Here is a 21,877-nt window from a genome sequence, read left to right on the forward strand (position 1 = left end):
TGACCGGAAACCGCAAAACAAGTTCCCAAAAATTCTAAAAGGTCAATACAAGCAAAAAGACACTATTTCGGCGCCAGCTCCCGCAAGTGGCGGGCGACCGCAATCCACGCACCGATATACCCCAACAACACCGCGCCAAGCAAGAGTGATAGACCATCGGCGACCGGCACGCCAGCCAGGGCAAAATCACTGCCGTACAAACCGGCCAGCCCCACTACCGCGTCGTTCAACCAGTCGAGGCCGAACGCCAGAACACCCCAGGACAGTATCCCCGCACCGAAGCCATACAGGGCGCCCATATAAAGGAAGGGACGCCGCACATAACTGTCCGTGCCGCCGACGAGTTTAATCACTTCTATCTCGGTGCGGCGGTTTTCAATATGAAGACGAATGGTATTGCCTATCACCAAAAGTAATGCGGAAACCAGCAACACCGTCAGACCGAAGACAAACCGGTCGCCCAGCTTGAGGATCGCCGCCAGCCGCTCGACCCACACCAGGTCCAGTTGCGCCTGTTGCACCTTGGGCATTTCTGCCAGGCGCTGACGCAAGGCTTCCAGGGTTGCCTTGTCCACTTCGTTCGGCGTGACCAGGACCACGCCCGGCAGCGGGTTCTGCGGCAACTCCTTGAGCGCCTCGCCCAGCCCGGACTGCTGCTGGAACTCGTCCAGGGCCTTGTCCTTGCTGATGAACTCGGCATCCGCCACGCCCGGCATGGCCTTGATCTGCTCGCTCAGGCTTTCGCCCTCGGTGGCGCTGGCGTCGAGTTCCAGGTACAGGGAAATCTGCGCCGCGCGCTGCCAGGAACCGCCCAGGCGCTCGACGTTGTTGAGCAACAACGACAAGCCCATCGGCAGGCTCAGGGCCACGGCCATCACCAGGCAGGTGAAGAAGCTGCCGATCGGTTGCTTGCCCAGGCGACGCAGGCTGTCCAGCAGGCTGGCGCGGTGGCTTTCGATCCAGGCATGCAGCAGGGTGCCGAAATCCGGACCGTCGTCTTCGTCGCGCTTTTTCTTCTGCGGCGGCTGGTCCGAGGCTTTCGGAGCCACGCGTTCGGCCACTTTGGGGCTACGGGTCGCACTCATACGCCAGCCTCCCCGTCGCCGATCAATCGGCCGCGTTGCAGGGTCAGCATGCGGTGACGCATGCGCGCGATCAGCGCCAGGTCGTGACTGGCGATCAGCACGCTGGTGCCCAGACGGTTGATATCTTCGAATACGCCCATGATTTCCGCCGCCAGACGCGGGTCGAGGTTACCTGTGGGTTCGTCCGCCAGCAGCAAGGCCGGGCGGTGCACGATGGCGCGGGCAATGCCGACGCGCTGCTGCTGACCGGTGGACAGGTCGCCCGGGTAGAGATCGGTCTTGTCCGAGAGCGCCACGCGCTCCAGGGCCGAGTCCACGCGCTTGGCGATTTCAGCCTTGGACAGGCCGAGGATCTGCAGAGGCAAGGCGACGTTGTTGAAAACGGTGCGATCGAACAGCAGTTGGTGGTTCTGGAACACCACGCCGATCTGCCGCCGCAGGAACGGAATCTGCGCATTGCTGATGGTGCTCAGGTCCTGACCGGCCAACAGCAGCTTGCCGCTGGTCGGGCGCTCCATGGCCAGCAGCAACCGCAGCAGCGTGGACTTGCCGGCGCCGGAGTGGCCGGTGACGAACAGAAACTCACCGCGACGAACCCGGAAACTCAGCTCGTGCAGGCCGACATGGCCGTTCGAGTAACGCTTACCGACCTGTTCGAAACGAATCATGAACGCTCCCGCTCGGCAAACAGTGCCTGGACAAAGGGTTCGGCTTCAAAGGTACGCAGGTCGTCGATGCCCTCACCGACGCCGATGTAGCGGATCGGCAGGCCGAACTGCTTGGCCAGGGCGAAGATCACCCCGCCCTTGGCAGTGCCATCGAGCTTGGTCAGGGCCAGGCCGGTCAGCTCGACCGTCTGGTTGAACTGCTTGGCCTGGTTGATGGCGTTCTGGCCAGTACCGGCATCGAGCACCAGCAGCACTTCGTGCGGCGCGTCGGCGTCCAGCTTGCCGATCACCCGGCGAACCTTCTTCAACTCTTCCATCAGGTTGTCTTTGGTGTGCAGGCGACCGGCGGTGTCGGCGATCAGCACATCGATGCCACGGGCCTTGGCGGCCTGCACGGCATCGAAGATCACCGAAGCCGAATCGGCGCCGGTGTGCTGGGCGATCACCGGGATCTTGTTGCGCTCGCCCCAGACTTGCAGCTGTTCCACCGCCGCGGCGCGGAAAGTGTCGCCCGCGGCGAGCATGACCTTCTTGCCTTCGAGTTGCAGCTTCTTGGCCAGCTTGCCGATGGTGGTGGTCTTGCCGGCGCCGTTGACGCCCACCACCAGAATCACGAACGGCTTGGTTTGCGAAGCGATCCGCAGCGGCTGCTCCACCGGCTTGAGCATGCTCGCCAGTTCGGCCTGCAGCGACTTGTACAGCGCATCGACGTCGGTCAGTTGTTTGCGCGCGACCTTCTGGGTCAGGTTCTGAATGATCACCGCGGTGGCTTCCACACCCACGTCGGCGGTCAGCAGGCGGGTCTCGATATCTTCCAGCAACTCATCGTCGATGGTCTTCTTGCCCAGGAACAGGCTGGCCATGCCTTCGCCGATGCTGGCGCTGGTCTTGGACAGGCCCTGCTTGAGGCGGGCGAAGAAGCCGACCTTGTTTTCCTCGGCACGGGGCGGCTCGACGGCAGCGGGCGCTTCGACCGCCGCAACTGGAGCAACTGGAGCAACTGGAGCAACTGGAGCAACTGGAGCAACGACAACCGGGGCAGGCTCCGGTTCTGGAACAGGTTCGGGTTTCACGAAAGCCGCGATCACCGGTTGTGGCACATCCTCTTCTTCAATCTGCGCCTGGGCTTCAACTGGCTCGCTTCCGTGGGCCAACTCGGCCACCAACAGCTCGGCGGCTTGCTGCAGATCGGTCGCGGCCGGAATCGGCGGGGTGATGTGCGGCGCCTGCTCGTCTTCCACCAGCGCCACCGGTTCTTCCGCCACCGGCAGGGTCAGCCAGGGCTTGTGCTCGGGATCGGGGGTCAGCGGCAGTTCCGGCGCGGGAGCAGGCTCGTCCGCTGGTGCGGGCTGTTCAGGCTGCCGGATCGGCTCGGCGATCGGCGACACTACAGGAGCGGCAACTTCGGCAACCGGAGCTTGCTCTATCACGGGAGCGGGAGCGGGAGCCGGGGCAGGCTCGACAGGAACTTGTGGCTGTTCGACGACGGTTTCCTGCGGCTTTTTGCGCAGCCATCCGAACAGGCCTTTCTTTTCGCCAGCCGCGGCTGGGGTCTTCTTGTCGTCGTTGGAACCAAACATGGAGGACGGCTATCTCAAGGTAGCGACGCGCCATCAAGGCGCACCGGCAAATAAATATTCGATGCAGAACAGACTGCGTTTCCGCCGGCTTGTTCACGCGCAACATTTTGTCGAGGTGCCCAATGGCATCTCAAGGATCGATTTTACTAAAGGACTGAAACGGCAAAATCGGCGAAAAGTCGAAGTCTAGTCGATAAAACAGCACTTCTTGCCGGGAACCCATACAACCTGCTCAAGCACACATTGATCCATGCGAGCCTGATAGGCGTGGCCGCCAGTAAAACGGATCAGTATCCTAGCATCTCCTCGCCCGCCGACGCTAAGACCAAGCGGGCAGTCCAACAGGTTTAAAAAACGAATGAATGCTCTAGCCCGCCGCGCCGCAGGCCTGCTGCTCAGTACGGTTTGTCTGCCCCTTTCAGCCTTGGCTGCCGATCCACAACCCACCCACGAATTCACCCTCGATAACGGCCTCAAGGTCGTGGTCCGCGAAGACCATCGGGCTCCGGTCGTGGTCTCCCAGGTCTGGTACAAAGTCGGCTCCAGCTACGAAACCCCGGGCCAGACCGGTTTGTCCCACGCCCTGGAACACATGATGTTCAAAGGCAGCGAAAAGGTCGGCCCCGGCGAAGCCTCGCTGATCCTGCGCGACCTGGGCGCCGAAGAGAACGCCTTCACCAGCGACGATTTCACCGCCTATTACCAGGTGCTGGCCCGTGACCGCCTGGGCGTGGCCTTCGAGCTGGAAGCCGATCGCATGGCCAGCCTACGCCTGCCGCCGGACGAGTTCAGCCGCGAAATCGAAGTGATCAAGGAAGAGCGCCGCCTGCGCACCGACGACAAGCCGATGTCCAAGGCCTTCGAGCGCTTCAAGGCGATGGCCTATCCGGCCAGCGGCTACCACACGCCGACCATCGGCTGGATGGCCGACCTCAACCGGATGAAGGTCGAGGAACTGCGCCACTGGTATGAATCCTGGTACGTGCCGAACAACGCCACCCTGGTGGTGGTCGGCGACGTGACCCCGGACGAAGTCAAAACCCTGGCCCAACGTTATTTCGGCGCCATTCCCAAGCGCGCCGTGCCCGCGGCGAAGATACCCCTGGAACTGGCCGAGCCCGGCGAGCGGCAGATCACCCTGCGGGTGAAGACCCAGCTGCCGAGCGTGATGCTGGCCTTCAACGTGCCGAGCATCGCCACCGCCGAAGACAAGCATTCGGTGCACGCCCTGCGCCTGATCGCCGCGCTGCTCGACGGCGGCTACAGCGCCCGCATCCCGACCCGCCTGGAGCGCGGCGAAGAGCTGGTGTCCGGCGGCTCGTCGAGCTTCGACGCCTACACTCGCGGTGACAGCCTGTTCCTGCTTTCGGCCATGCCCAACAGCCAGAAGAAGAAAACCATCGCCCAGGCCGAAGCCGGGCTGTGGCGCCTGCTCGAAGAGCTGAAAACCACCCCGCCGACCGCCGAAGAACTGGAACGCGTGCGCGCCCAGGTGATCGCCGGCCTGGTCTACGAACGTGACTCCATCACCAGCCAGGCCACCGCCATCGGCCAGCTGGAAACCGTCGGCCTGTCCTGGAAGCTCATGGACACCGAACTCGCCGAACTGCAAAGCGTGACCCCTGAAGACATCCAGAAGGCCGCTCGTACCTATTTCACCCGCGAACGCCTGAGCGTTGCCCACGTATTGCCTGAGGAGTCCGCTCATGAGTAAGCGCAAAAGCGCCAGCCCGGTCCTGCTCGGCCTGGCACTCGTGGCCCTGATCACCGCCGCCGGCCTTTATCTGCTGCGCGCGGACCAATCCGACGCCAGCCAGGCGCTGGACAAGGCCAAGAGCAGCCAGAAGCTGCAATCCTTGACCGAGCTCGACGGCAAGGCCCCAAGCCGCCGCAGCCTCGACATCAAGACCTGGAGCACCGCCGAAGGCGCCAAGGTGCTGTTCGTCGAAGCCCATGAGCTGCCGATGTTCGACATGCGCCTGACCTTCGCCGCCGGCAGCAGCCAGGATGGCGACGCGCCGGGCCTGGCGATGCTGACCAACGCCATGCTCAACGAAGGTGTGGCCGGCAAGGATGTCGGCGCGATCGCCGAAGGTTTCGAGGGCCTGGGTGCCGATTTCGGCAACGGTGCCTACAAGGACATGGCCATCGCGTCCCTGCGCAGCCTCAGCGCACCGGACAAACGCACGCCGGCCCTGCAGCTGTTCGCCGATGTCGTCGGCAAGCCGACCTTCCCGGCCGACTCCCTGGCGCGCATCAAGAACCAGATGCTCGCCGGCTTCGAGTACCAGAAGCAGAACCCCGGCAAGCTGGCGAGCCTGGAACTGATGAACCGCCTGTACGGCAGCCATCCGTATGCCCATTCCAGCGATGGCACCGCGCAGAGCGTGCCGCCGATCAGCCTGGCCCAACTGCGGGCGTTCCACGCCAAGGCCTATGCCGCCGGCAACGTGGTGATCGCATTGGTGGGCGACCTGTCGCGCAGCGATGCCGAGGCGATTGCCGCGCAGATCTCCGCCGCCCTGCCCAAAGGCCCGGCGCTGGCGAAAATCCCGCAACCGAGCGAGCCACAGGCCAGCATCGGCCATATCGAATACCCCTCCAGCCAGACCAGCCTGCTGCTGGCACAACTGGGCATCGATCGTGACGACCCGGACTACGCCGCGTTGTCCCTGGGCAACCAGATCCTTGGCGGTGGCGGTTTTGGCACCCGGCTGATGAGTGAAGTGCGAGAAAAGCGCGGCCTGACCTACGGCGTCTACTCCGGCTTCAGCCCGATGCAGGCCCGCGGCCCGTTCATGATCAACCTGCAAACCCGTGCCGAAATGAGCGAGGGCACCCTCAAGCTGGTGCAGGACGTGCTCGCCGACTACCTCAAGACCGGCCCGACCCAGAAGGAACTCGACGACGCCAAGCGCGAACTGGCCGGCAGCTTCCCGCTGTCCACCGCCAGCAACGCCGACATCGTCGGCCAACTGGGCGCCATCGGCTTCTACAACCTGCCGCTGAGCTATCTTGAAGACTTCATGCAGCAGTCCCAGAGCCTGACCGTGGAGCAGGTCCGGGACGTGCTGAACAAGCACCTGGGCGCCGACAAGATGGTCATCGTTACCGCCGGCCCGACCGTGCCGCAAAAGCCGTTGCCGGCCCCTACTGACAAACCCGCCGAGCAGCCGCTCGGGGTTCCGGAGCACTAATGGCCAGCCCATCGCGTCCTAGCAAGAAACCCGTCCATAACCAGCACAACGGTGTGGGCCAACTGCGCATCATCGGCGGCGAGTGGCGCAGCCGCCGCCTGAGCTTCCCCGATGTGCCGGGCCTGCGCCCGACTCCGGACCGGGTGCGCGAGACCCTGTTCAACTGGCTGGCGCCCTATGTCGCCGGGGCCAAGGTGCTCGACCTGTTCGCCGGCAGCGGCGCGCTGTTTCTCGAAGCCCTATCCCGTGGCGCCGCCATGGGCCAGGCGCTGGATGCCAGCAACCTGGCCGTGTCGCGCCTGCGCGAACACCTGGGCACCCTGCGCTGCACCGTCGGCCAGGTGCAGACCGCCGACGCCCTGCGTTACCTGGAAACCCAGCCGGCCAGCCGTTTCGACCTGGTGTTCCTCGACCCGCCGTTCCATCAGAACCTGCTGCCGGCCGCCTGTGCCCTGCTGGAAGAACGCGACTGGCTGGCCGACGACGCCTGGGTCTATACCGAAAGTGAAACCGCGCCGTCGACCCTCGGCCTCCCGGCGAACTGGCGCCTGCACCGCGAGCAAAAATCCGGGCAGGTGTACTACGCCTTGTGGCAACGTACGGCAGAGATCGCCGGTTAAACCACTGGCCTGAAAAGGTGCGCAACCCCGCCGGGGACGCGCACCGCTGCTACGAGAATCACCGTGCCTACTCCGTCAGATTGCTTCATTCCCGCCTTCGGCCTCGGCAACCCGCACCTGCAGACCCTGTGGGGCCCGCTATGGCGCAAGACCACTCACCTCGAGCGCCAGCGCGAACGCCTGTGGCTCGACGACGGCGACTTTCTCGATCTCGACTGGCACGGCCCGCACTCCGCCACCGCGCCCCTGGTGCTGGTGCTGCACGGCCTGACCGGCTCTTCCAACTCGCCTTATGTGGCCGGCCTGCAAAAGGCCCTGGCGAGCCAGGGCTGGGCCAGCGCGGCGTTGAACTGGCGCGGCTGCTCGGGCGAACCCAACCTGCTGCCGCGCAGCTATCACTCGGGGGCCAGCGAAGACCTGGCCGCCGCCATCGACCACCTGCGCAGCAAACGCCCGCAGGCCCCGCTGTTCGCGGTGGGCTACTCGCTGGGCGGCAATGTATTGCTCAAGCACCTGGGTGAAAGCGGCAGCGCCAGCCAGTTGCAAGGCGCCGTCGCGGTGTCGGTGCCGTTTCGCCTGGACCAGTGCGCCGACCGCATCGGCCAGGGGCTTTCCAAGGTCTACCAGGCGCATTTCATGCGCGAGATGCTGGCCTACATCAAGGACAAGCAGCGCCAGTTCCAGCACGACGGGCGCCATGAGGGCCTGGCTGTGCTGGAGCGGCTCGGGCCGCTGGAAAAGATGCGTACCTTCTGGGACTTCGACGGCCGGGTCACCGCGCCGCTGAATGGCTTCGCCGATGCCCAGGACTATTACCGGCGCGCCTCCAGCCGTTATTTCCTCGGGGAAATCCGCACACAAACCCTGATCATCCAGGCCGCGGACGATCCTTTCGTGTTCCCCCACAGCCTGCCGGAAGCCGGCGAGCTTTCCGACAGCACCCACCTCGAGCTGCAGGCCAAGGGTGGGCACGTCGGTTTTGTCGAGGGTTCGGTGAAGACTCCGGGTTACTACCTGGAACGGCGCATTCCCCAGTGGCTGTCCAACCTGGGGGGCGAGTTGCGATGAACGGCGGCCAGGGCGAGTCGATCCGTTTCTGGCAGACCGCGCCCCTGGCCGGCGTGGAGTTGCTGGCCGCGCGCTACATCGAGCATCGCTTCGTGCCCCATGTGCATGACGGCTATGTGATCGGCATGATCATGGACGGCGCCCAGCGCTACCGTTATCGCGGCGCCGAGCACCTGGCGGGGCGTGGCACCCTGGTGCTGATCAACCCGGACGAGCTGCACACCGGCCACAAAGGCACCGAGGACGGCTGGCTGTACCGGGCGTTTTATCCGGACAACGCGCAGATCCTCGCCATGCTCGGCGAACTGGAACTACCCACCGACAGCCTGCCGGCCTTCGGCGCCACGCTGTATCGCGACCCCGATCTGGTCAGCGGTTTCTGCCAGTTGCATCAACTGTTGGAAAGCCCGGCCACCGCCCTGCAACAACAGACCCTGTGGCGGGAAATGATGCTCTTGCTGCTGCGGCGTCACGCCGGAGTCAAGGCGCCGGGCAAACCCGGGCGGGAACACCGGGCGATCGTCCAGGCCAAGGAGTTGCTGCAAGCGCAGCTGGCGGCCCCGCCCTCCCTGGAGGAACTGGCCGCGGCGGTGAATCTCTCGCCGTTCCATTTCGCCCGGGTGTTCCGTCGCGCCACCGGCATGCCGCCGCACACCTGGCTGATGCAACAGCGCATCGCCCAGGCCCGGGCACTGCTGCGCGACGGCTGCCTGCCGCTGGAAGTGGCGACACAATTGGGGTTCGCCGACCAGAGCCATCTGAGCCGGCAGTTCAAGCAGGTCTACGGCGTGGGGCCGGCGGCCTATCGCAGCGCCCGCCAGTCCCTCTGAACCGACACTCCCTTGTAGAAGCGAGCTTGCTCGCGATCCTCCCTTGCAGACGGCGCGCTATTTCTGGCAGAGCACGCTGCCGAAAGGATTTTTTCGCGAGCAAGCTCGCTCCTACAGGAATGCTTTTGGCTCAGTCGCCCGTGGCGACCGCGCGCTGCGGATCGGTGATCCATTCGCTCCAGGAGCCGGCATACAGCCTGCCCAGGGGATAACCGGCCAGGCACAGGGCGAACAGGTTGTGACAGGCGGTCACGCCCGAGCCGCAGTACGCCACCAGTTCGCTCGGCGAACGCTCGCCCAGCTTCGCGGCAAAGCGCTTCTTGAGCTGATCGGCCGGCAGAAAACGGCCATCGCTGTCCAGGTTGTCGGTGAAAGCCGCGCATTGCGCACCGGGAATATGCCCGGCCACCGGGTCGATCGGCTCCACCTCGCCGCGAAAACGTGGCTGGCCGCGGGCGTCGAGCAGGGTCAGGGTCGGCTGGCCGAGGCGCTTTTGCAGTTGCTCGGCAGTCAACAACAGGGTTTTGTCGGGCTGGCCTGTGAAATGGCCGAGAACATTGGTCGGCGGATCCAGGCTCAATGGCAGGCCCGCGGCGTGCCAGGCTTTCAAGCCGCCATCGAGAATGAACACACCATCGCGCTTGCCCAGCCAGGCCAGCAGCCACCAGGCGCGGGCGGCATAGGCACCGGGGCCGTCATCGTAAAGCACGATGTCGCTGTCGGCGTCGATGCCCCAGGCTTGCAGGCGCGCGATCAGCGTCGCCGGTTCGGGCAACGGATGGCGCCCGGTCACGCCCTTGACCACCCGGCCACTGAGGTCGCGTTCCAGATCGGCAAAATGCGCGCCGGCCAGATGCCCCCCGGCATAACTGCGCTGGCCGTAATCCGGGTCTTCCAGGGCAAAACGACAATCGAGAATCACCAGCCCGGGCTGCTCCAGGCGAGCGGCCAATTGCTGTGGACTGATCAGTTGCGCGATGGGCATGACGGGCTCCAGTAATTGAACGATGACTTGATCCAATGATGTGCACGCAAACGCGTAGCCAGTTTGTTTGCGATCCTACTGCACTTCTTCCAGGGCTTGCCCCAGGGGCACGTAAAACTCGCCGAACAGCGCGTTGACCGCCCCCCGGGCCTGGTCGGTGACAAATCCGGCTTCCAGCACCAGCACCTGATACACGCCGCGCTTGATGGCTTCTTCGCTCAGGTGCGCGGAGTTTTCCCGGGTGGTGCACAAAAAACGCACCCAGGAGGTAAGGATGATCCAGGCATTGAGGGTCAGGGACTCGATCTGCACCTTATCCATCCGCAGGATGCCGGCCTCGACGAAACCTTCGTAGATCGCCGTGCCGTGGATCAGGCAGCGCTGGGAGAAGCGCCGATAACGGGCGGCCAGTTCGGCGTCGCTGTCGAGCAGGTGTTCCAGGTCACGGTGCAAGAAGCGATAGCGCCACATGGCGGCCAGCAGCTCCTGCAGGTAATAGCGCTTGTCCTCGACGGTCACGGTACGGCCCTGGGGCAGGCGCAGGAAGCTGTCGACCAGGGCTTCGTACTCGCAGAACAGCACGGCGATGATCGCCTGCTTGTTGGGGAAGTGGTAATACAGGTTGCCCGGCGAAATCTCCATGTGGGCCGCAATGTGATTGGTGCTGACACTGCGTTCGCCTTGCTGGTTGAACAGCTCCAGGCTGTTCTGGACGATACGTTCGCGGGTTTTTATGCGTGGGGCCATGAGCGTGGGCTTTAATCGAGAAGGCGTTGCCCGGCATCTTACGACCTATCCCCAACGGGATAAATCAAAGCCGGCCCGGGATGTCATTTGACATTTTAGAGCATAAACTCTAAAAATCTCCCACCCACAAAAACCGGAGCTGCCCATGTCTGCCGAAATCGCCTACTTGCCGGAAGCCCACCAGCAGCTGGATGAGCTCCACCGTCTGTTCGCCGCCCAGCGCCAGGCCTTCGCGGCCAACCCCATGCCGCCCGCCGCCCAGCGCCAGCAATGGCTCAAGAGCCTGCGCGAGCTGCTCGACAGCGAACGCCAGGCCCTGATCGATGCCATCAGCGAAGATTTCAGCCATCGCAGCGCCGACGAAACCCTGCTCGCCGAAATCATGCCCAGCCTGCATGGCATCCACTACGCCAGCAAACACCTCAAGGGCTGGATGAAACCTTCGCGGCGCAAGGTCGGCGTGGCCTTCCAGCCGGCCTCGGCCAAGGTCGTCTACCAGCCATTGGGCGTGGTGGGGGTGATCGTGCCGTGGAACTACCCCCTGTACCTGGCCATCGGCCCGCTGGTGGGCGCGCTCGCCGCCGGCAACCGGGTGCTGCTCAAGCTTAGCGAATCGACCCCCGCCACCGGCCTGCTGCTCAAGCGCCTGCTGGCCAAGGCGTTCCCCGAGGACCTGGTCGCCGTGGTGCTGGGCGAAGCCGACGTGGGCGTGGCCTTCTCCCGGCTGCCCTTCGATCACCTGCTGTTCACCGGCGCCACCAGCATCGGCAAGCATGTGATGCGCGCCGCGGCGGAAAACCTGACCCCGGTGACCCTGGAGCTGGGCGGCAAGTCTCCGGCCATCGTGTCCGACGACGTACCGCTCAAGGACGCCGCCGAACGCATCGCCTTCGGCAAGACCATGAACGCCGGCCAGACCTGCGTCGCCCCGGACTACGTGCTGGTCCCGGAACACCGCGTCGGCGCCTTCGTCGACGCCTATCGCCAGGTGGTCCGTGGTTTCTTCCCGACCCTGGTCGACAACCCCGACTACACCGCGATCATCAACCCGCGGCAGCTGGCGCGCCTGAACAGCTACATCAGCGACGCCACCAGCAAGGGCGCGCTGCTGATCCCGCTGTTCGAAGAGAACCAGGAACGGCGCATGGGCCACAGCCTGATGCTGAATGTCAGCGACGACATGACGGTGATGCAGGATGAGATCTTCGGCCCGATCCTGCCGATCGTGCCCTACACCGGCCTGGACCAGGCCTTCGCCTACATCAACCAGCGCCCTCGCCCGCTGGCGCTCTATTACTTCGGCTACGACAAGGCCGAGCAGGACCGGGTACTCAACGAAACCCACTCGGGCGGGGTCTGCCTCAACGACACCCTGCTGCACGTCGCCCAGGACGACATGCCGTTCGGCGGCATCGGCCACTCGGGCATGGGCCATTACCACGGTCACGAGGGTTTCCTGACCTTCAGCAAGGCCAAGGGAGTGCTGAGCAAGCAGCGCCTGAATGCCGCGCGGCTGATCTACCCGCCCTATGGTAAACCGATCCAGAAGCTGATCCAGAAGCTGTTCATCCGTTAACCAGACCATTGCGGGTAATAACAATAATGACTCCCAGCCTGCCTGCCGCACCCCTACTGTCGCGCCGTGGCCTGTTGAAAATCGGCCTGTGCGCCAGCGCGTTCCTGACCACCGCCGGCCTCGGCGCCAGCCTCAGCGGTTGCTCGTCCAGCACCCCTGCCAGCGGCTTTGCCGCATTGCGCAGCAGCGACCTGCCGATTCTGCGGGCGCTGCTCCCGGTCATGCTCGACGGTGCCGTGGCCGCCGAGAAGCTGCCAGCGGCGCTCGACGCCACCCTGAAAAGCCTGGATTACAGCCTCGACCACCTGTCGCCGGAAATGCTCAAGCTCACCCAGCAGCTGTTCGACGTGCTGGGCATGGGCATCACGCGCGGCCCCCTGACCGGCATCTGGGGCAGTTGGGAAAACGCCAGCGCCGAAGACATCCGCCAGTTTCTCAAGCGCTGGGAAACCAGCTCCCTCAGCCTGCTGCGCATGGGCCACGCATCCCTGCTGCAACTGGTGATGATGGCCTGGTACAGCCGCCCCGAATCCTGGGCCCATTGCGGTTATCCCGGGCCGCCCAGGATCTGAAGACTGCTCGCTCTGTAGCCGCTGCCGAAGGCTGCGATCGGCTCCGCAGGAGACGCGCTCCTAAATCCTACGGACCTTGTCGCAGCCTTCGGCAGCGGCTACACAAGCACCCAGAAGCCCCAGAACAACTAGAGAGTGCCTGATATGCCTGTACCCGATCTGTTTCGCGAAGGCCTGGCCCGCGGCTGGAAAACCTACAACGGCGCGCAATTGCAGGAGGACCTGACCCTCGAAGCGGATGTCGCCATCATCGGCAGCGGCGCGGGCGGCGGCACCACCGCCGAGATCCTCAGCGCCGCCGGCTACAAGGTGCTGCTGATCGAGGAAGGACCGCTCAAGACCAGCGACGACTTCAAGATGCTCGAGGACCAGGCCTACGCCAGCCTCTATCAGGAAGGCATCGGCCGCATGAGCAAGGATGGCGCCATCACCATCCTGCAAGGCCGCGCGGTCGGCGGCACCACCCTGATCAACTGGACGTCCAGCTTCCGTACCCCCGAGCCGACCCTGGAGCACTGGGCCAAGGAGCACGACGTCAAGGGCCACAGCCCGGCCGAGATGGCCCCCTGGTTCGCGAAGATGGAGCAACGCCTGGGGATCGCCCCGTGGATCATGCCGCCCAACGCCAACAACGACGTGATCAGGATCGGCTGCGAGAAACTCGGCTACAGCTGGCACGTGATCCCGCGCAACGTGCGCGGCTGCTGGAACCTCGGCTATTGCGGCATGGGCTGCCCGACCAACGCCAAGCAGTCGATGATGGTCACCACCATTCCCGCGACCCTGGAGAAAGGCGGCGAACTGCTGTACCTGGCCCGCGCCGAGCGCCTGCAGATCAAGGGCGACCGGGTCGAAAGCCTGCTCTGCCTGGCCATGGACGAGCGCTGCGTGGCGCCCACCGGGCGCACCATCAAGGTCAAGGCCCGGCACTATGTGCTGGCCGGTGGCGGGATCAACAGCCCGGCCCTGCTGCTGCGCTCCGACGCGGCCGACCCGCACAAGCGCCTGGGCAAACGCACCTTCCTGCACCTGGTGAATTTTTCCGCCGGGCAGTTCGACCAGGTGATCAACCCCTTTTACGGGGCGCCGCAGTCAATCTACTCCGACCATTTCCAGTGGCTGGACGGCACCACCGGCAAAATGTCCTACAAACTCGAGGTGCCGCCGCTGCAACCGGCGCTGGCCGCCACCCTGCTCGGCGGTTTCGGCCCGCAGAGCGCCCTGAACATGCAGCAGTTGCCCCATACCCATGCCATGCTCGCGCTGCTGCGCGACGGTTTTCACCCGGACAGCAGCGGCGGCAGCGTGGAACTGCGCGGCGACGGCTCGCCGGTGCTCGACTATCAGGTCTCGGACTACGCCTGGGATGGCCTGCGCCGGGCCTTCCACAGCATGGCGCAGATCCAGTTCGCCGGCGGCGCCAAGGCGGTCATGCCGATGCACAGCGATGCCCGCTACGTGAAGACCCTGGCCGAGGCCAAGACACTGATCGACGGCCTGAACCTTGCGCTGTACCGCACCCGCCTGGGCAGCGCCCATGTGATGGGCGGTTGCGCCATGGGCGAAGACCCGAAAAACGCCGTCGCCGACAGCCTGGGCCGGCATCACCAACTGGCCAATCTGTCGATCCACGACGGTTCGCTGTTCCCCACCAGCATCGGCGCCAATCCGCAATTGTCGGTCTACGGCCTGACTGCGCAACTGGCAACGGCCCTGGCCGAACGGCTGAAAAGCGGGTGAAAACGCCGCTTATTTTCGTCGTCTATAGTGCTTTCTTCCGTTACAGGCGACTTGGCCGACCGGAAAGGCTGCGATACCATCCGACTCCCCAACGGACTCCCGCCAGGACGACGCGATGAACCGAGTGTTGTACCCAGGTACCTTCGACCCTATTACCAAGGGCCATGGCGATCTGGTCGAACGCGCCTCGCGCCTGTTCGATCATGTGATCATCGCCGTCGCCGCCAGCCCGAAGAAAAACCCGCTTTTTCCCCTGGAACAGCGTGTGGAACTGGCTCGCGAGGTCACCAAGCATCTGCCGAACGTTGAAGTCGTCGGTTTTTCCACGCTGCTGGCGCATTTCGCCAAGGAGCAGAACGCCAATGTCTTCCTGCGGGGGCTGCGGGCGGTTTCGGACTTCGAATACGAATTCCAGCTGGCCAACATGAACCGCCAACTGGCGCCGGACGTGGAAAGCCTGTTCCTCACGCCGTCGGAGCGTTATTCGTTCATTTCCTCGACCCTGGTCCGGGAAATCGCGGCATTGGGCGGCGATATCAGCAAGTTCGTGCATCCGGCCGTGGCCGACGCCCTGACCCTGCGCTTCAAGAAATAACCCCCGTGGGAGCTGGCGCAGCCCGCGCCAGCTCCCACGCAGTCGACCTGCAAACGCCCCTCCCATCGCGCCCGCGTGCACTGCGCTCGCCAATGCGGCACAATTGCGCCATTGGTTTTTCAAATGCCTGGGCCCGCCGCCCCGGCCGGAGTGCCCCATGTCCCTGATCATCACCGACGATTGCATCAACTGCGACGTCTGCGAACCCGAGTGCCCGAACGCCGCGATCTCTCAAGGCGAAGAGATCTACGTGATCGACCCGAACCTGTGCACCCAATGCGTCGGCCACTATGACGAGCCGCAATGCCAGCAGGTCTGCCCGGTGGATTGCATCCCGCTGGACGAGGCCCACCCGGAAACCGAAGAAGAGTTGATGGCCAAGTACCGGAAGATCACCGGCAAGGCATAAATCGGTCGTGTTGCTGCGTCAGAACAACAGCTATCGCGGGCAAGCCTCGCTCCTACAGGTTTTGCCTGTGCAGGAGCGAGGCTTGCCCGCGAAGCTTTTCAGCTCTGGCATTTAGGGCAATACACGCTCGCACGCTGCCCCAGCTTGATCTCCCGCAGCCCCGTGCCACAGACCTTGCAGTGTTCCCCGCCGCGCCCGTAGACGAACAGTTCCTGCTGGAAATAGCCCGGCTGCCCGTCGCCGCCGATAAAGTCGCGCAGGGTGGTGCCGCCGCGCTCGATGGCCGCGGCCAGGATGCGCTTGATCTCGATCGCCAGCTTCAGGTAGCGCGCCCGGGAAATCCCCTTGGCTTCGCGGCGCGGGTCGATGCCAGCGGCGAACAGCGCTTCGGTCGCATAGATATTGCCCACCCCCACCACCACCGCGTTGTCCATGATGAACGGCTTGACCGCCATCGAACGTCCCCGCGACAGCTGATACAGGCGCTCGCCGTCGAACAGGTCGGTCAGCGGCTCCGGCCCCAGGCGGATCAGCAGTTCGTGATTGAACGGGTCCAGGCTCCAGAGCATCGCGCCAAAGCGCCGCGGGTCGGTGTAGCGCAGGGCCAGGCCGGACTCCAGCTCGATGTCGACGTGCTCGTGCTTGGCCGCCGGCAAGCCGACCTCCACCAGGCGCAGGTTGCCCGACATGCCCAGGTGACTGATCAGGGTGCCGACTTCGGCATTGATCAGCAGGTACTTGGCGCGGCGCTCGACCTTGACGATCTGCTGGCCGGACAGGCGCACATCGAGGTCCTCCGGAATCGGCCAGCGCAGGCGCCGCTCGCGCACGATCACGCGGCTGACGCGCTGCCCTTCCAGGTGCGGCGCGATACCGCGCCGGGTGGTTTCGACTTCCGGTAATTCAGGCATGTGCGCCTCGTGTTCTCTATAACGTGGTCGGGAATCAGTGCGCGCCCAGTTCGCGCACGGTTTCCTTGAGGTTCTCGAAGTCGTAGTCGGACAGGCCGACGTAATCGAGGATCAGATGGCCGATGCTGTTCCATTCATGATCATCGACCTGATTGCCCAGCACCCGGTAGGACGCGCAGATATGCTCGGCCATTTTCAGGATCGCCAGCAGGTTCTTCAGCTGGCTGTTGCGCGACGACTCGTCGCTAAAGATCGCCAGGGCGTTATGGTGATTGGCGATGGCATTGGTCACGTGCTCCGGCAGGCGCCAGGACTTGGCCGTGTAGTAACCGACCACCGCGTGGTTGGTATTGAACGCACGGTTTTCCGTATCCACCACGCGGTTCTCGGGGCCCGCGCTGGCGTAGGCCTCTTCCAGCACTGTCATGTAGTCGGGGAAGCGCTTGAGCATCAGCGGCACGCCGCAATCGTGGAACAGGCCCAGGGCATAAGCCTCGTCGACCGCTTGCGAGCCGGTGCGCTTGGCCAGGGTCAGGCAGGTCATCGCCACATCCTGGGCGGTGTCCCAGAAACGGTTGAGGGTGACGATGGTTTCGTCGCTCATCTCGCCCTTGATCGACTGCGCGTTGATCAGGTTGATGATCGAACGGCTGCCCAGCAGGTTCACCGCGCGCTGGATCGAGGCGATCTTGTTACTCAGCCCGTAATACGGCGAGTTGACGATTTTCAGCAGGGCGCCGGAAAGGCCCGGGTCCTGGGAGATCAGCCGCGCGATCACTTCCAGGTCAGGGTCGGGCATGTACTGCTCCATCTGCAAATCCACCATGATCTGCGGTTGGGGCGGCACGCTGATGCCTTGCAGGGCCTGTTGAATCTGTTCGGCGGAAAGCTCTTGGGACATCGCTTGGGACATAGGTACGCACTCTGGGCTAGGCGGCGATTCTAACCCTTTAGATGGCGCCCATGGCCAGCCGAAAGGAACTTTACAACGGGCGCCTCGGGGCAATGCCGGGCCGGCGCGGGATATCCACGGCGGGTTTGCCCTGTCACCACATATCCACTCGCCAGCCTCTCGGCGAGCGCAACACGTTATACTCCCGCTCTTTTTTCCGGAGCGACGTCATGTCCCTGCCAAGCCTGCGCCTCAAAGCCAACGCCGATCGCCGCCTGCGCGCCGGCCACCTGTGGGTCTACAGCAACGAAATCGATGTAGCCGCCACCCCACTCCACGGCTTCAAGGCAGGCGACCAGGCAGTGCTGGAAGCCGCCGGCGGCAAGCCGCTGGGCGTCGTCGCCATGAGCCCAAACAACCTGATCTGCGCCCGCCTGCTGTCGCGCGACGCCAAGCTGGCGCTGGACAAATCGCTGCTGGTACACCGCCTGAACGTGGCCCTGTCGCTGCGCGAACGCCTGTTCGACAAGCCGTTCTACCGCCTGGTGTACGGCGACTCCGACCTGCTGCCGGGCCTGGTGGTCGACCGTTTCGGCGACATCCTCGTCGTGCAGCTGGCTTCGGCGACCATGGAACAGCACAAGGATGACGTGATCGCCGCTCTGGTCCAGGTCCTCAAGCCAAGCGGCATCCTGTTCAAGAACGACTCCGCCGCGCGTGATGCCGAAGGCCTCAACCGCTACGTGGAAACAGTGTTCGGCCTGGTGCCGGAGTGGGTCGCCCTGGAAGAGAACGGCGTGAAGTTCGAGGCCCCGGTGATGGAAGGCCAGAAGACCGGCTGGTTCTACGACCACCGCATGAACCGCGCCCGCCTGGCGCCTTACGCCAAGGGCAAGCGCGTACTGGACCTGTTCAGCTACATCGGCGGCTGGGGCGTGCAGGCCGGCGCCTTCGGTGCCAGCGAAGTGTTCTGCGTCGATGCCTCGGGTTTCGCCCTTGACGGTGTCGAGCGCAACGCCGCGCTCAACGGCATCGCCGAGAAAGTCACCTGCATCGAAGGCGACGTGTTCGAAGCCCTGAAAGAACTCAAGGCCGCCGAAGAGCGTTTCGACGTGATCGTCGCCGACCCGCCTGCCTTCATCAAACGCAAGAAAGACCTGAAGAACGGCGAAGGCGCCTACCGCCGCCTGAACGAACAGGCCATGCGCCTGCTCAGCAAGGACGGCATCCTGGTCAGCGCTTCGTGCTCGATGCACCTGCCCGAAGACGACCTGCAGAACATCCTGCTCACCAGCGCCCGCCACCTGGACCGCAATATCCAGCTGCTGGAACGCGGCGGCCAGGGCCCGGACCACCCGGTGCACCCGGCCATCCCGGAAACCCGCTACATCAAGAGCATCACCTGCCGCCTGCTGCCTAACAGCTAATCGCTACACAAGGCGTCACAAAACCTGTAGGAGCGAGCTTGCTCGCGAAAAACGTCAACGATAACGCGCCCGTCCTGCCGGATCGCGGTGCCTGATGTTTTTTCGCGAGCAAGCTCGCTCCTACAGATACATCCAGTCCCATTGTCACTACGACAGCCTTCTTCACAGCACCTACCGTTGCTCTTCCATCCATCGAAGAGGACAACGGAATGTCCAACACTCCCCATGCCCATCGTCTGCGCATCGGTCGTTATTCGGAATCAGGCCGTATCTACCTGCTCACCGCCGTCACCCAATGCCGCGAGCCCATCTTTCACGACTGGCGCCTCGGCCGCTTGCTGGCCAATGAATTCAGGCACGCTCAACAGTCGGATACCGCCATATCTCTGGCCTGGGTCGTCATGCCGGATCACTTCCACTGGCTGATCGAACTGCACAGCGGCGACTTGCCAAAACTGATGCAAGGCAGCAAATCCCGTAGTGCCAGGGCTATCAACCGCATCCGCAACAGTTCGCAACCTGTCTGGCAGAAAGGCTATTTCGACCGGGCCCTGCGCCGTGACGAAGACCTGAAAGCCATGGCCCGCTACATTATCGCCAACCCGCTGCGCGCTGGTTTGGTCCGGCGCATCGGCGACTACCCCCTATGGGACGCCATCTGGCTCTGATGCCCCGATCGACCTGTAGGAGCGAGCTTGCTCGCGATAGCCATTTTGCAGGCGCCGCCGGATTTCAGCCTAGCGGCTGATCGCGAGCAAGCTCGCTCCTACAGGGGCCTGCGTGTTCGTACTGCCGGTCATTCGCACCATTCCTTCCTGGCGCCAGCGGTGTAGAATCGCGAGATTCATCGCCAGTCATCCCCCGGCGGGTTTATGAGCTCAGGCTGAGGCGCGCGGCGATCCCGCGGCGTCATCGGCAGCTTCAGGACACACGGCCATTTCTGAGTGTTCCAGGGGTCAATAGAAGCTCACTCCCCATTTGTTACCTGATTAGCCGCCCGGAGTGCTCCATGCCTGATTACCGCTCGAAAACATCCACCCACGGCCGCAACATGGCCGGCGCCCGCGCCCTGTGGCGCGCCACGGGGATGAAAGATGACGACTTCAAGAAGCCGATCATCGCCATTGCCAACTCCTTCACCCAGTTCGTCCCGGGCCACGTGCACCTCAAGGACCTGGGCCAGCTGGTCGCCCGCGAAATCGAACGCGCCGGCGGCGTGGCCAAGGAATTCAACACCATCGCCGTGGATGACGGCATCGCCATGGGCCACGACGGCATGCTGTATTCACTGCCGAGCCGCGAGATCATCGCCGACTCCGTGGAGTACATGGTCAACGCCCACTGCGCCGACGCCATCGTCTGCATCTCCAACTGCGACAAGATCACCCCCGGCATGCTGATGGCCGCCCTGCGCCTGAACATCCCGGTGATCTTCGTTTCCGGCGGCCCGATGGAAGCCGGCAAGACCAAGCTCGCCGCCCACGGCCTCGACCTGGTCGATGCCATGGTGATCGCCGCCGACTCCAGCGCTTCTGACGAGAAGGTTGCCGAGTACGAGCGCAGCGCCTGCCCAACCTGCGGTTCCTGCTCCGGCATGTTCACCGCCAACTCGATGAACTGCCTGACCGAAGCCCTGGGCCTGGCCCTGCCGGGCAACGGTTCGACCCTGGCCACCCACAGCGACCGCGAACAGCTGTTCCTGCAGGCCGGCCGCACTATCGTCGAGCTGTGCAAGCGCTACTACGGCGAGAACGACGAGTCGGTGCTGCCGCGCAACATCGCCAACTTCAAGGCGTTCGAGAACGCCATGATGCTCGACATCGCCATGGGCGGTTCGACCAACACCATCCTGCACCTGCTGGCCGCCGCCCAGGAAGCCGAGATCGATTTCGACCTGCGCGACATCGACCGCCTGTCCCGCAGCGTGCCGCAACTGTGCAAGGTGGCGCCGAACATCCAGAAGTACCACATGGAAGACGTGCACCGTGCCGGCGGCATCTTCAGCATCCTCGGCTCCCTGGCGCGCGGCGGCCTGCTGCACACCGACCTGCCGACCGTGCACAGCCGCAGCATGGAAGAAGCCATCGCCAAGTGGGACATCACCCAGACCAGCGACGAAGCGGTGCACCACTTCTTCAAGGCAGGCCCGGCCGGTATCCCGACCCAGACCGCGTTCAGCCAGTCGACCCGCTGGCCGAGCCTCGACGACGACCGTGAAAACGGCTGCATCCGCAGCGTCGAACATGCCTACTCGAAAGAAGGCGGCCTGGCCGTGCTGTACGGCAACATCGCCCTGGACGGCTGCGTGGTGAAGACCGCCGGCGTCGACGAGTCGATCCACGTCTTCGAAGGCAACGCGAAGATCTTCGAAAGCCAGGACAGCGCGGTGCGCGGCATCCTCGCCGACGAAGTGAAGGAAGGCGACATCGTCATCATTCGCTACGAAGGTCCGAAAGGCGGCCCGGGCATGCAGGAAATGCTGTACCCGACCTCCTACCTGAAGTCCAAGGGCCTGGGCAAAGCCTGCGCCCTGCTGACCGACGGCCGCTTCTCCGGCGGCACCTCGGGCCTGTCCATCGGCCATGCTTCGCCAGAGGCAGCGGCGGGCGGCGCCATCGGTCTGGTACAGGACGGCGACAAGGTGCTGATCGACATTCCGAACCGCTCGATCAACCTGTTGGTCAGCGACGAAGAACTGGCTGCCCGCCGCGTCGAGCAGGACAAGAAAGGCTGGAAGCCGGTGGAAAAACGCCCACGCAAGGTGACCACCGCCCTGAAAGCCTATGCCCTGCTGGCCACCAGCGCCGACAAGGGCGCGGTGCGCAACAAGGCGATGCTCGACGGTCTGTGATTGCCGGCCACTGAATGAAAATGCCCCGCCAAGTGCGGGGCATTTTTTTGTCTGGAGATCGGCCTCTGCGAGGCCTGTCGCGGGTAAGTCGGATCGCCGCCCGCTCGCTCCTACAGGCGGCACT

General features: G+C 64.1%; 20 protein-coding genes. 13 read left to right on the forward strand and 7 right to left on the reverse strand.

Going from position 1 to position 21,877, the window contains the following annotated elements; all coding sequences use genetic code 11:
* Nucleotides 1-62: 62 nt before the first annotated feature.
* From ftsX to ftsY, 3 genes are read right to left on the reverse strand one after another with little or no spacing between them, the layout of a single operon-like run.
* The gene (gene ftsX / locus J4E58_RS26690) at nucleotides 63-1,085 is read right to left on the reverse strand and encodes a permease-like cell division protein FtsX (RefSeq protein ID WP_009046038.1); all 1,023 of its coding nucleotides are present in this window, start codon (nucleotides 1,083-1,085) and stop codon (nucleotides 63-65) included.
* Nucleotides 1,082-1,753, reverse strand: a complete 672-nt coding sequence (gene ftsE / locus J4E58_RS26695; protein ID WP_007921216.1) for a cell division ATP-binding protein FtsE — start codon at nucleotides 1,751-1,753, stop codon at nucleotides 1,082-1,084. Before ftsE ends, ftsX begins: the two co-directional genes overlap by 4 nt.
* A complete protein-coding gene (gene ftsY / locus J4E58_RS26700; RefSeq protein ID WP_087092461.1) occupies nucleotides 1,750-3,333 on the reverse strand; it encodes a signal recognition particle-docking protein FtsY in 1,584 nt (527 codons plus the stop codon). The genes ftsE and ftsY overlap by 4 nt, the downstream gene beginning before the upstream one ends.
* A 358-nt stretch (nucleotides 3,334-3,691) precedes the next feature.
* Between ftsY and J4E58_RS26705 the strand changes: the two genes are divergently transcribed.
* The 5 genes from J4E58_RS26705 to J4E58_RS26725 all read left to right on the forward strand — a co-directional run bounded on the left by J4E58_RS26705 (nucleotide 3,692) and on the right by J4E58_RS26725 (nucleotide 9,048).
* Nucleotides 3,692-5,047: a pitrilysin family protein gene (locus J4E58_RS26705; protein ID WP_007921220.1), complete on the forward strand. Its 1,356-nt coding sequence runs from the start codon at nucleotides 3,692-3,694 to the stop codon at nucleotides 5,045-5,047.
* Nucleotides 5,040-6,530, forward strand: coding sequence for a pitrilysin family protein (locus tag J4E58_RS26710; protein ID WP_007921222.1), 1,491 nt, complete (start codon nucleotides 5,040-5,042; stop codon nucleotides 6,528-6,530). The genes J4E58_RS26705 and J4E58_RS26710 overlap by 8 nt, the downstream gene beginning before the upstream one ends.
* Complete coding sequence (gene rsmD, locus J4E58_RS26715; RefSeq protein WP_009046042.1) at nucleotides 6,530-7,150, forward strand: 16S rRNA (guanine(966)-N(2))-methyltransferase RsmD; 621 nt, start codon at nucleotides 6,530-6,532, stop codon at nucleotides 7,148-7,150. The genes J4E58_RS26710 and rsmD overlap by 1 nt, the downstream gene beginning before the upstream one ends.
* A 63-nt stretch (nucleotides 7,151-7,213) precedes the next feature.
* On the forward strand, nucleotides 7,214-8,218 hold the full coding sequence (locus J4E58_RS26720) for a hydrolase (protein WP_087092462.1): 1,005 nt from the start codon (nucleotides 7,214-7,216) through the stop codon (nucleotides 8,216-8,218).
* Nucleotides 8,215-9,048, forward strand: a complete 834-nt coding sequence (locus J4E58_RS26725) for an AraC family transcriptional regulator (RefSeq protein ID WP_053262997.1) — start codon at nucleotides 8,215-8,217, stop codon at nucleotides 9,046-9,048. The genes J4E58_RS26720 and J4E58_RS26725 overlap by 4 nt, the downstream gene beginning before the upstream one ends.
* A 130-nt stretch (nucleotides 9,049-9,178) precedes the next feature.
* Here the strand turns inward: J4E58_RS26725 and J4E58_RS26730 are convergent, their stop codons facing one another.
* Both J4E58_RS26730 and J4E58_RS26735 read right to left on the reverse strand, forming a co-directional pair.
* Nucleotides 9,179-10,033 carry a sulfurtransferase gene (locus tag J4E58_RS26730; protein ID WP_087092463.1) on the reverse strand — a complete coding sequence of 285 codons (855 nt, stop codon included), beginning with the start codon at nucleotides 10,031-10,033 and terminating at the stop codon, nucleotides 9,179-9,181.
* Nucleotides 10,034-10,108: 75 nt separating this feature from the next.
* Nucleotides 10,109-10,780 carry a TetR/AcrR family transcriptional regulator gene (locus tag J4E58_RS26735; protein WP_053262999.1) on the reverse strand — a complete coding sequence of 224 codons (672 nt, stop codon included), beginning with the start codon at nucleotides 10,778-10,780 and terminating at the stop codon, nucleotides 10,109-10,111.
* Between the two features lie 145 nt (nucleotides 10,781-10,925).
* On the opposite strand from J4E58_RS26735, the gene J4E58_RS26740 reads away from it, so the two are divergent.
* The 5 genes from J4E58_RS26740 to J4E58_RS26760 all read left to right on the forward strand — a co-directional run bounded on the left by J4E58_RS26740 (nucleotide 10,926) and on the right by J4E58_RS26760 (nucleotide 15,672).
* Entirely contained in the window at nucleotides 10,926-12,356 is a 1,431-nt protein-coding gene (locus J4E58_RS26740) for a coniferyl aldehyde dehydrogenase (protein ID WP_053263000.1), read from the forward strand.
* Between the two features lie 26 nt (nucleotides 12,357-12,382).
* Nucleotides 12,383-12,928, forward strand: coding sequence for a twin-arginine translocation pathway signal protein (locus J4E58_RS26745; RefSeq protein ID WP_087092464.1), 546 nt, complete (start codon nucleotides 12,383-12,385; stop codon nucleotides 12,926-12,928).
* A 144-nt stretch (nucleotides 12,929-13,072) separates the two neighbouring features.
* On the forward strand, nucleotides 13,073-14,668 hold the full coding sequence (locus J4E58_RS26750) for a GMC family oxidoreductase (protein ID WP_087092465.1): 1,596 nt from the start codon (nucleotides 13,073-13,075) through the stop codon (nucleotides 14,666-14,668).
* A gap of 115 nt (nucleotides 14,669-14,783) precedes the next feature.
* Complete coding sequence (coaD, locus tag J4E58_RS26755) at nucleotides 14,784-15,263, forward strand: pantetheine-phosphate adenylyltransferase (protein ID WP_003229157.1); 480 nt, start codon at nucleotides 14,784-14,786, stop codon at nucleotides 15,261-15,263.
* Between the two features lie 157 nt (nucleotides 15,264-15,420).
* Nucleotides 15,421-15,672, forward strand: coding sequence for a YfhL family 4Fe-4S dicluster ferredoxin (locus J4E58_RS26760; RefSeq protein ID WP_007921257.1), 252 nt, complete (start codon nucleotides 15,421-15,423; stop codon nucleotides 15,670-15,672).
* Between the two features lie 98 nt (nucleotides 15,673-15,770).
* On the opposite strand, the gene mutM is transcribed toward J4E58_RS26760, so the two are convergent.
* Together mutM and J4E58_RS26770 are read right to left on the reverse strand one after the other, a co-directional pair.
* Entirely contained in the window at nucleotides 15,771-16,583 is an 813-nt protein-coding gene (gene mutM / locus J4E58_RS26765; protein ID WP_087092466.1) for a bifunctional DNA-formamidopyrimidine glycosylase/DNA-(apurinic or apyrimidinic site) lyase, read from the reverse strand.
* A 34-nt stretch (nucleotides 16,584-16,617) separates the two neighbouring features.
* Nucleotides 16,618-17,430, reverse strand: a complete 813-nt coding sequence (locus tag J4E58_RS26770; protein ID WP_164485824.1) for an HDOD domain-containing protein — start codon at nucleotides 17,428-17,430, stop codon at nucleotides 16,618-16,620.
* A gap of 275 nt (nucleotides 17,431-17,705) precedes the next feature.
* Between J4E58_RS26770 and J4E58_RS26775 the strand changes: the two genes are divergently transcribed.
* From J4E58_RS26775 to ilvD, 3 genes are all read left to right on the forward strand, one after another.
* The gene (locus J4E58_RS26775) at nucleotides 17,706-18,902 is read left to right on the forward strand and encodes a class I SAM-dependent rRNA methyltransferase (RefSeq protein WP_007921262.1); all 1,197 of its coding nucleotides are present in this window, start codon (nucleotides 17,706-17,708) and stop codon (nucleotides 18,900-18,902) included.
* 209 nt (nucleotides 18,903-19,111) lie between these two features.
* Nucleotides 19,112-19,570 carry an REP-associated tyrosine transposase gene (locus J4E58_RS26780; protein WP_007921264.1) on the forward strand — a complete coding sequence of 153 codons (459 nt, stop codon included), beginning with the start codon at nucleotides 19,112-19,114 and terminating at the stop codon, nucleotides 19,568-19,570.
* 341 nt (nucleotides 19,571-19,911) lie between these two features.
* Nucleotides 19,912-21,753, forward strand: coding sequence for a dihydroxy-acid dehydratase (gene ilvD / locus J4E58_RS26785; protein WP_009046053.1), 1,842 nt, complete (start codon nucleotides 19,912-19,914; stop codon nucleotides 21,751-21,753).
* Nucleotides 21,754-21,877 lie beyond the last annotated feature (124 nt).

Source organism: Pseudomonas sp. FW305-25 (genome assembly GCF_017351415.1).
Classification (GTDB): domain Bacteria; phylum Pseudomonadota; class Gammaproteobacteria; order Pseudomonadales; family Pseudomonadaceae; genus Aquipseudomonas; species Aquipseudomonas chlororaphis.

What these genes read in the sequence shown, in the direction of transcription:
- ftsX (WP_009046038.1), bottom strand. Translation starts at nt 1,085, where the DNA reads ATGAGTGCGACCCGTAGCCCCAAAGTGGCCGAACGCGTGGCTCCGAAA.
- ftsE (WP_007921216.1), bottom strand. Translation starts at nt 1,753, where the DNA reads ATGATTCGTTTCGAACAGGTCGGTAAGCGTTACTCGAACGGCCATGTC.
- ftsY (WP_087092461.1), bottom strand. Translation starts at nt 3,333, where the DNA reads ATGTTTGGTTCCAACGACGACAAGAAGACCCCAGCCGCGGCTGGCGAA.
- J4E58_RS26705 (WP_007921220.1), top strand. Translation starts at nt 3,692, where the DNA reads ATGAATGCTCTAGCCCGCCGCGCCGCAGGCCTGCTGCTCAGTACGGTT.
- J4E58_RS26710 (WP_007921222.1), top strand. Translation starts at nt 5,040, where the DNA reads ATGAGTAAGCGCAAAAGCGCCAGCCCGGTCCTGCTCGGCCTGGCACTC.
- rsmD (WP_009046042.1), top strand. Translation starts at nt 6,530, where the DNA reads ATGGCCAGCCCATCGCGTCCTAGCAAGAAACCCGTCCATAACCAGCAC.
- J4E58_RS26725 (WP_053262997.1), top strand. Translation starts at nt 8,215, where the DNA reads ATGAACGGCGGCCAGGGCGAGTCGATCCGTTTCTGGCAGACCGCGCCC.
- J4E58_RS26730 (WP_087092463.1), bottom strand. Translation starts at nt 10,033, where the DNA reads ATGCCCATCGCGCAACTGATCAGTCCACAGCAATTGGCCGCTCGCCTG.
- J4E58_RS26735 (WP_053262999.1), bottom strand. Translation starts at nt 10,780, where the DNA reads ATGGCCCCACGCATAAAAACCCGCGAACGTATCGTCCAGAACAGCCTG.
- J4E58_RS26740 (WP_053263000.1), top strand. Translation starts at nt 10,926, where the DNA reads ATGTCTGCCGAAATCGCCTACTTGCCGGAAGCCCACCAGCAGCTGGAT.
- J4E58_RS26745 (WP_087092464.1), top strand. Translation starts at nt 12,383, where the DNA reads ATGACTCCCAGCCTGCCTGCCGCACCCCTACTGTCGCGCCGTGGCCTG.
- J4E58_RS26750 (WP_087092465.1), top strand. Translation starts at nt 13,073, where the DNA reads ATGCCTGTACCCGATCTGTTTCGCGAAGGCCTGGCCCGCGGCTGGAAA.
- coaD (WP_003229157.1), top strand. Translation starts at nt 14,784, where the DNA reads ATGAACCGAGTGTTGTACCCAGGTACCTTCGACCCTATTACCAAGGGC.
- J4E58_RS26760 (WP_007921257.1), top strand. Translation starts at nt 15,421, where the DNA reads ATGTCCCTGATCATCACCGACGATTGCATCAACTGCGACGTCTGCGAA.
- mutM (WP_087092466.1), bottom strand. Translation starts at nt 16,583, where the DNA reads ATGCCTGAATTACCGGAAGTCGAAACCACCCGGCGCGGTATCGCGCCG.
- J4E58_RS26775 (WP_007921262.1), top strand. Translation starts at nt 17,706, where the DNA reads ATGTCCCTGCCAAGCCTGCGCCTCAAAGCCAACGCCGATCGCCGCCTG.
- J4E58_RS26780 (WP_007921264.1), top strand. Translation starts at nt 19,112, where the DNA reads ATGTCCAACACTCCCCATGCCCATCGTCTGCGCATCGGTCGTTATTCG.
- ilvD (WP_009046053.1), top strand. Translation starts at nt 19,912, where the DNA reads ATGCCTGATTACCGCTCGAAAACATCCACCCACGGCCGCAACATGGCC.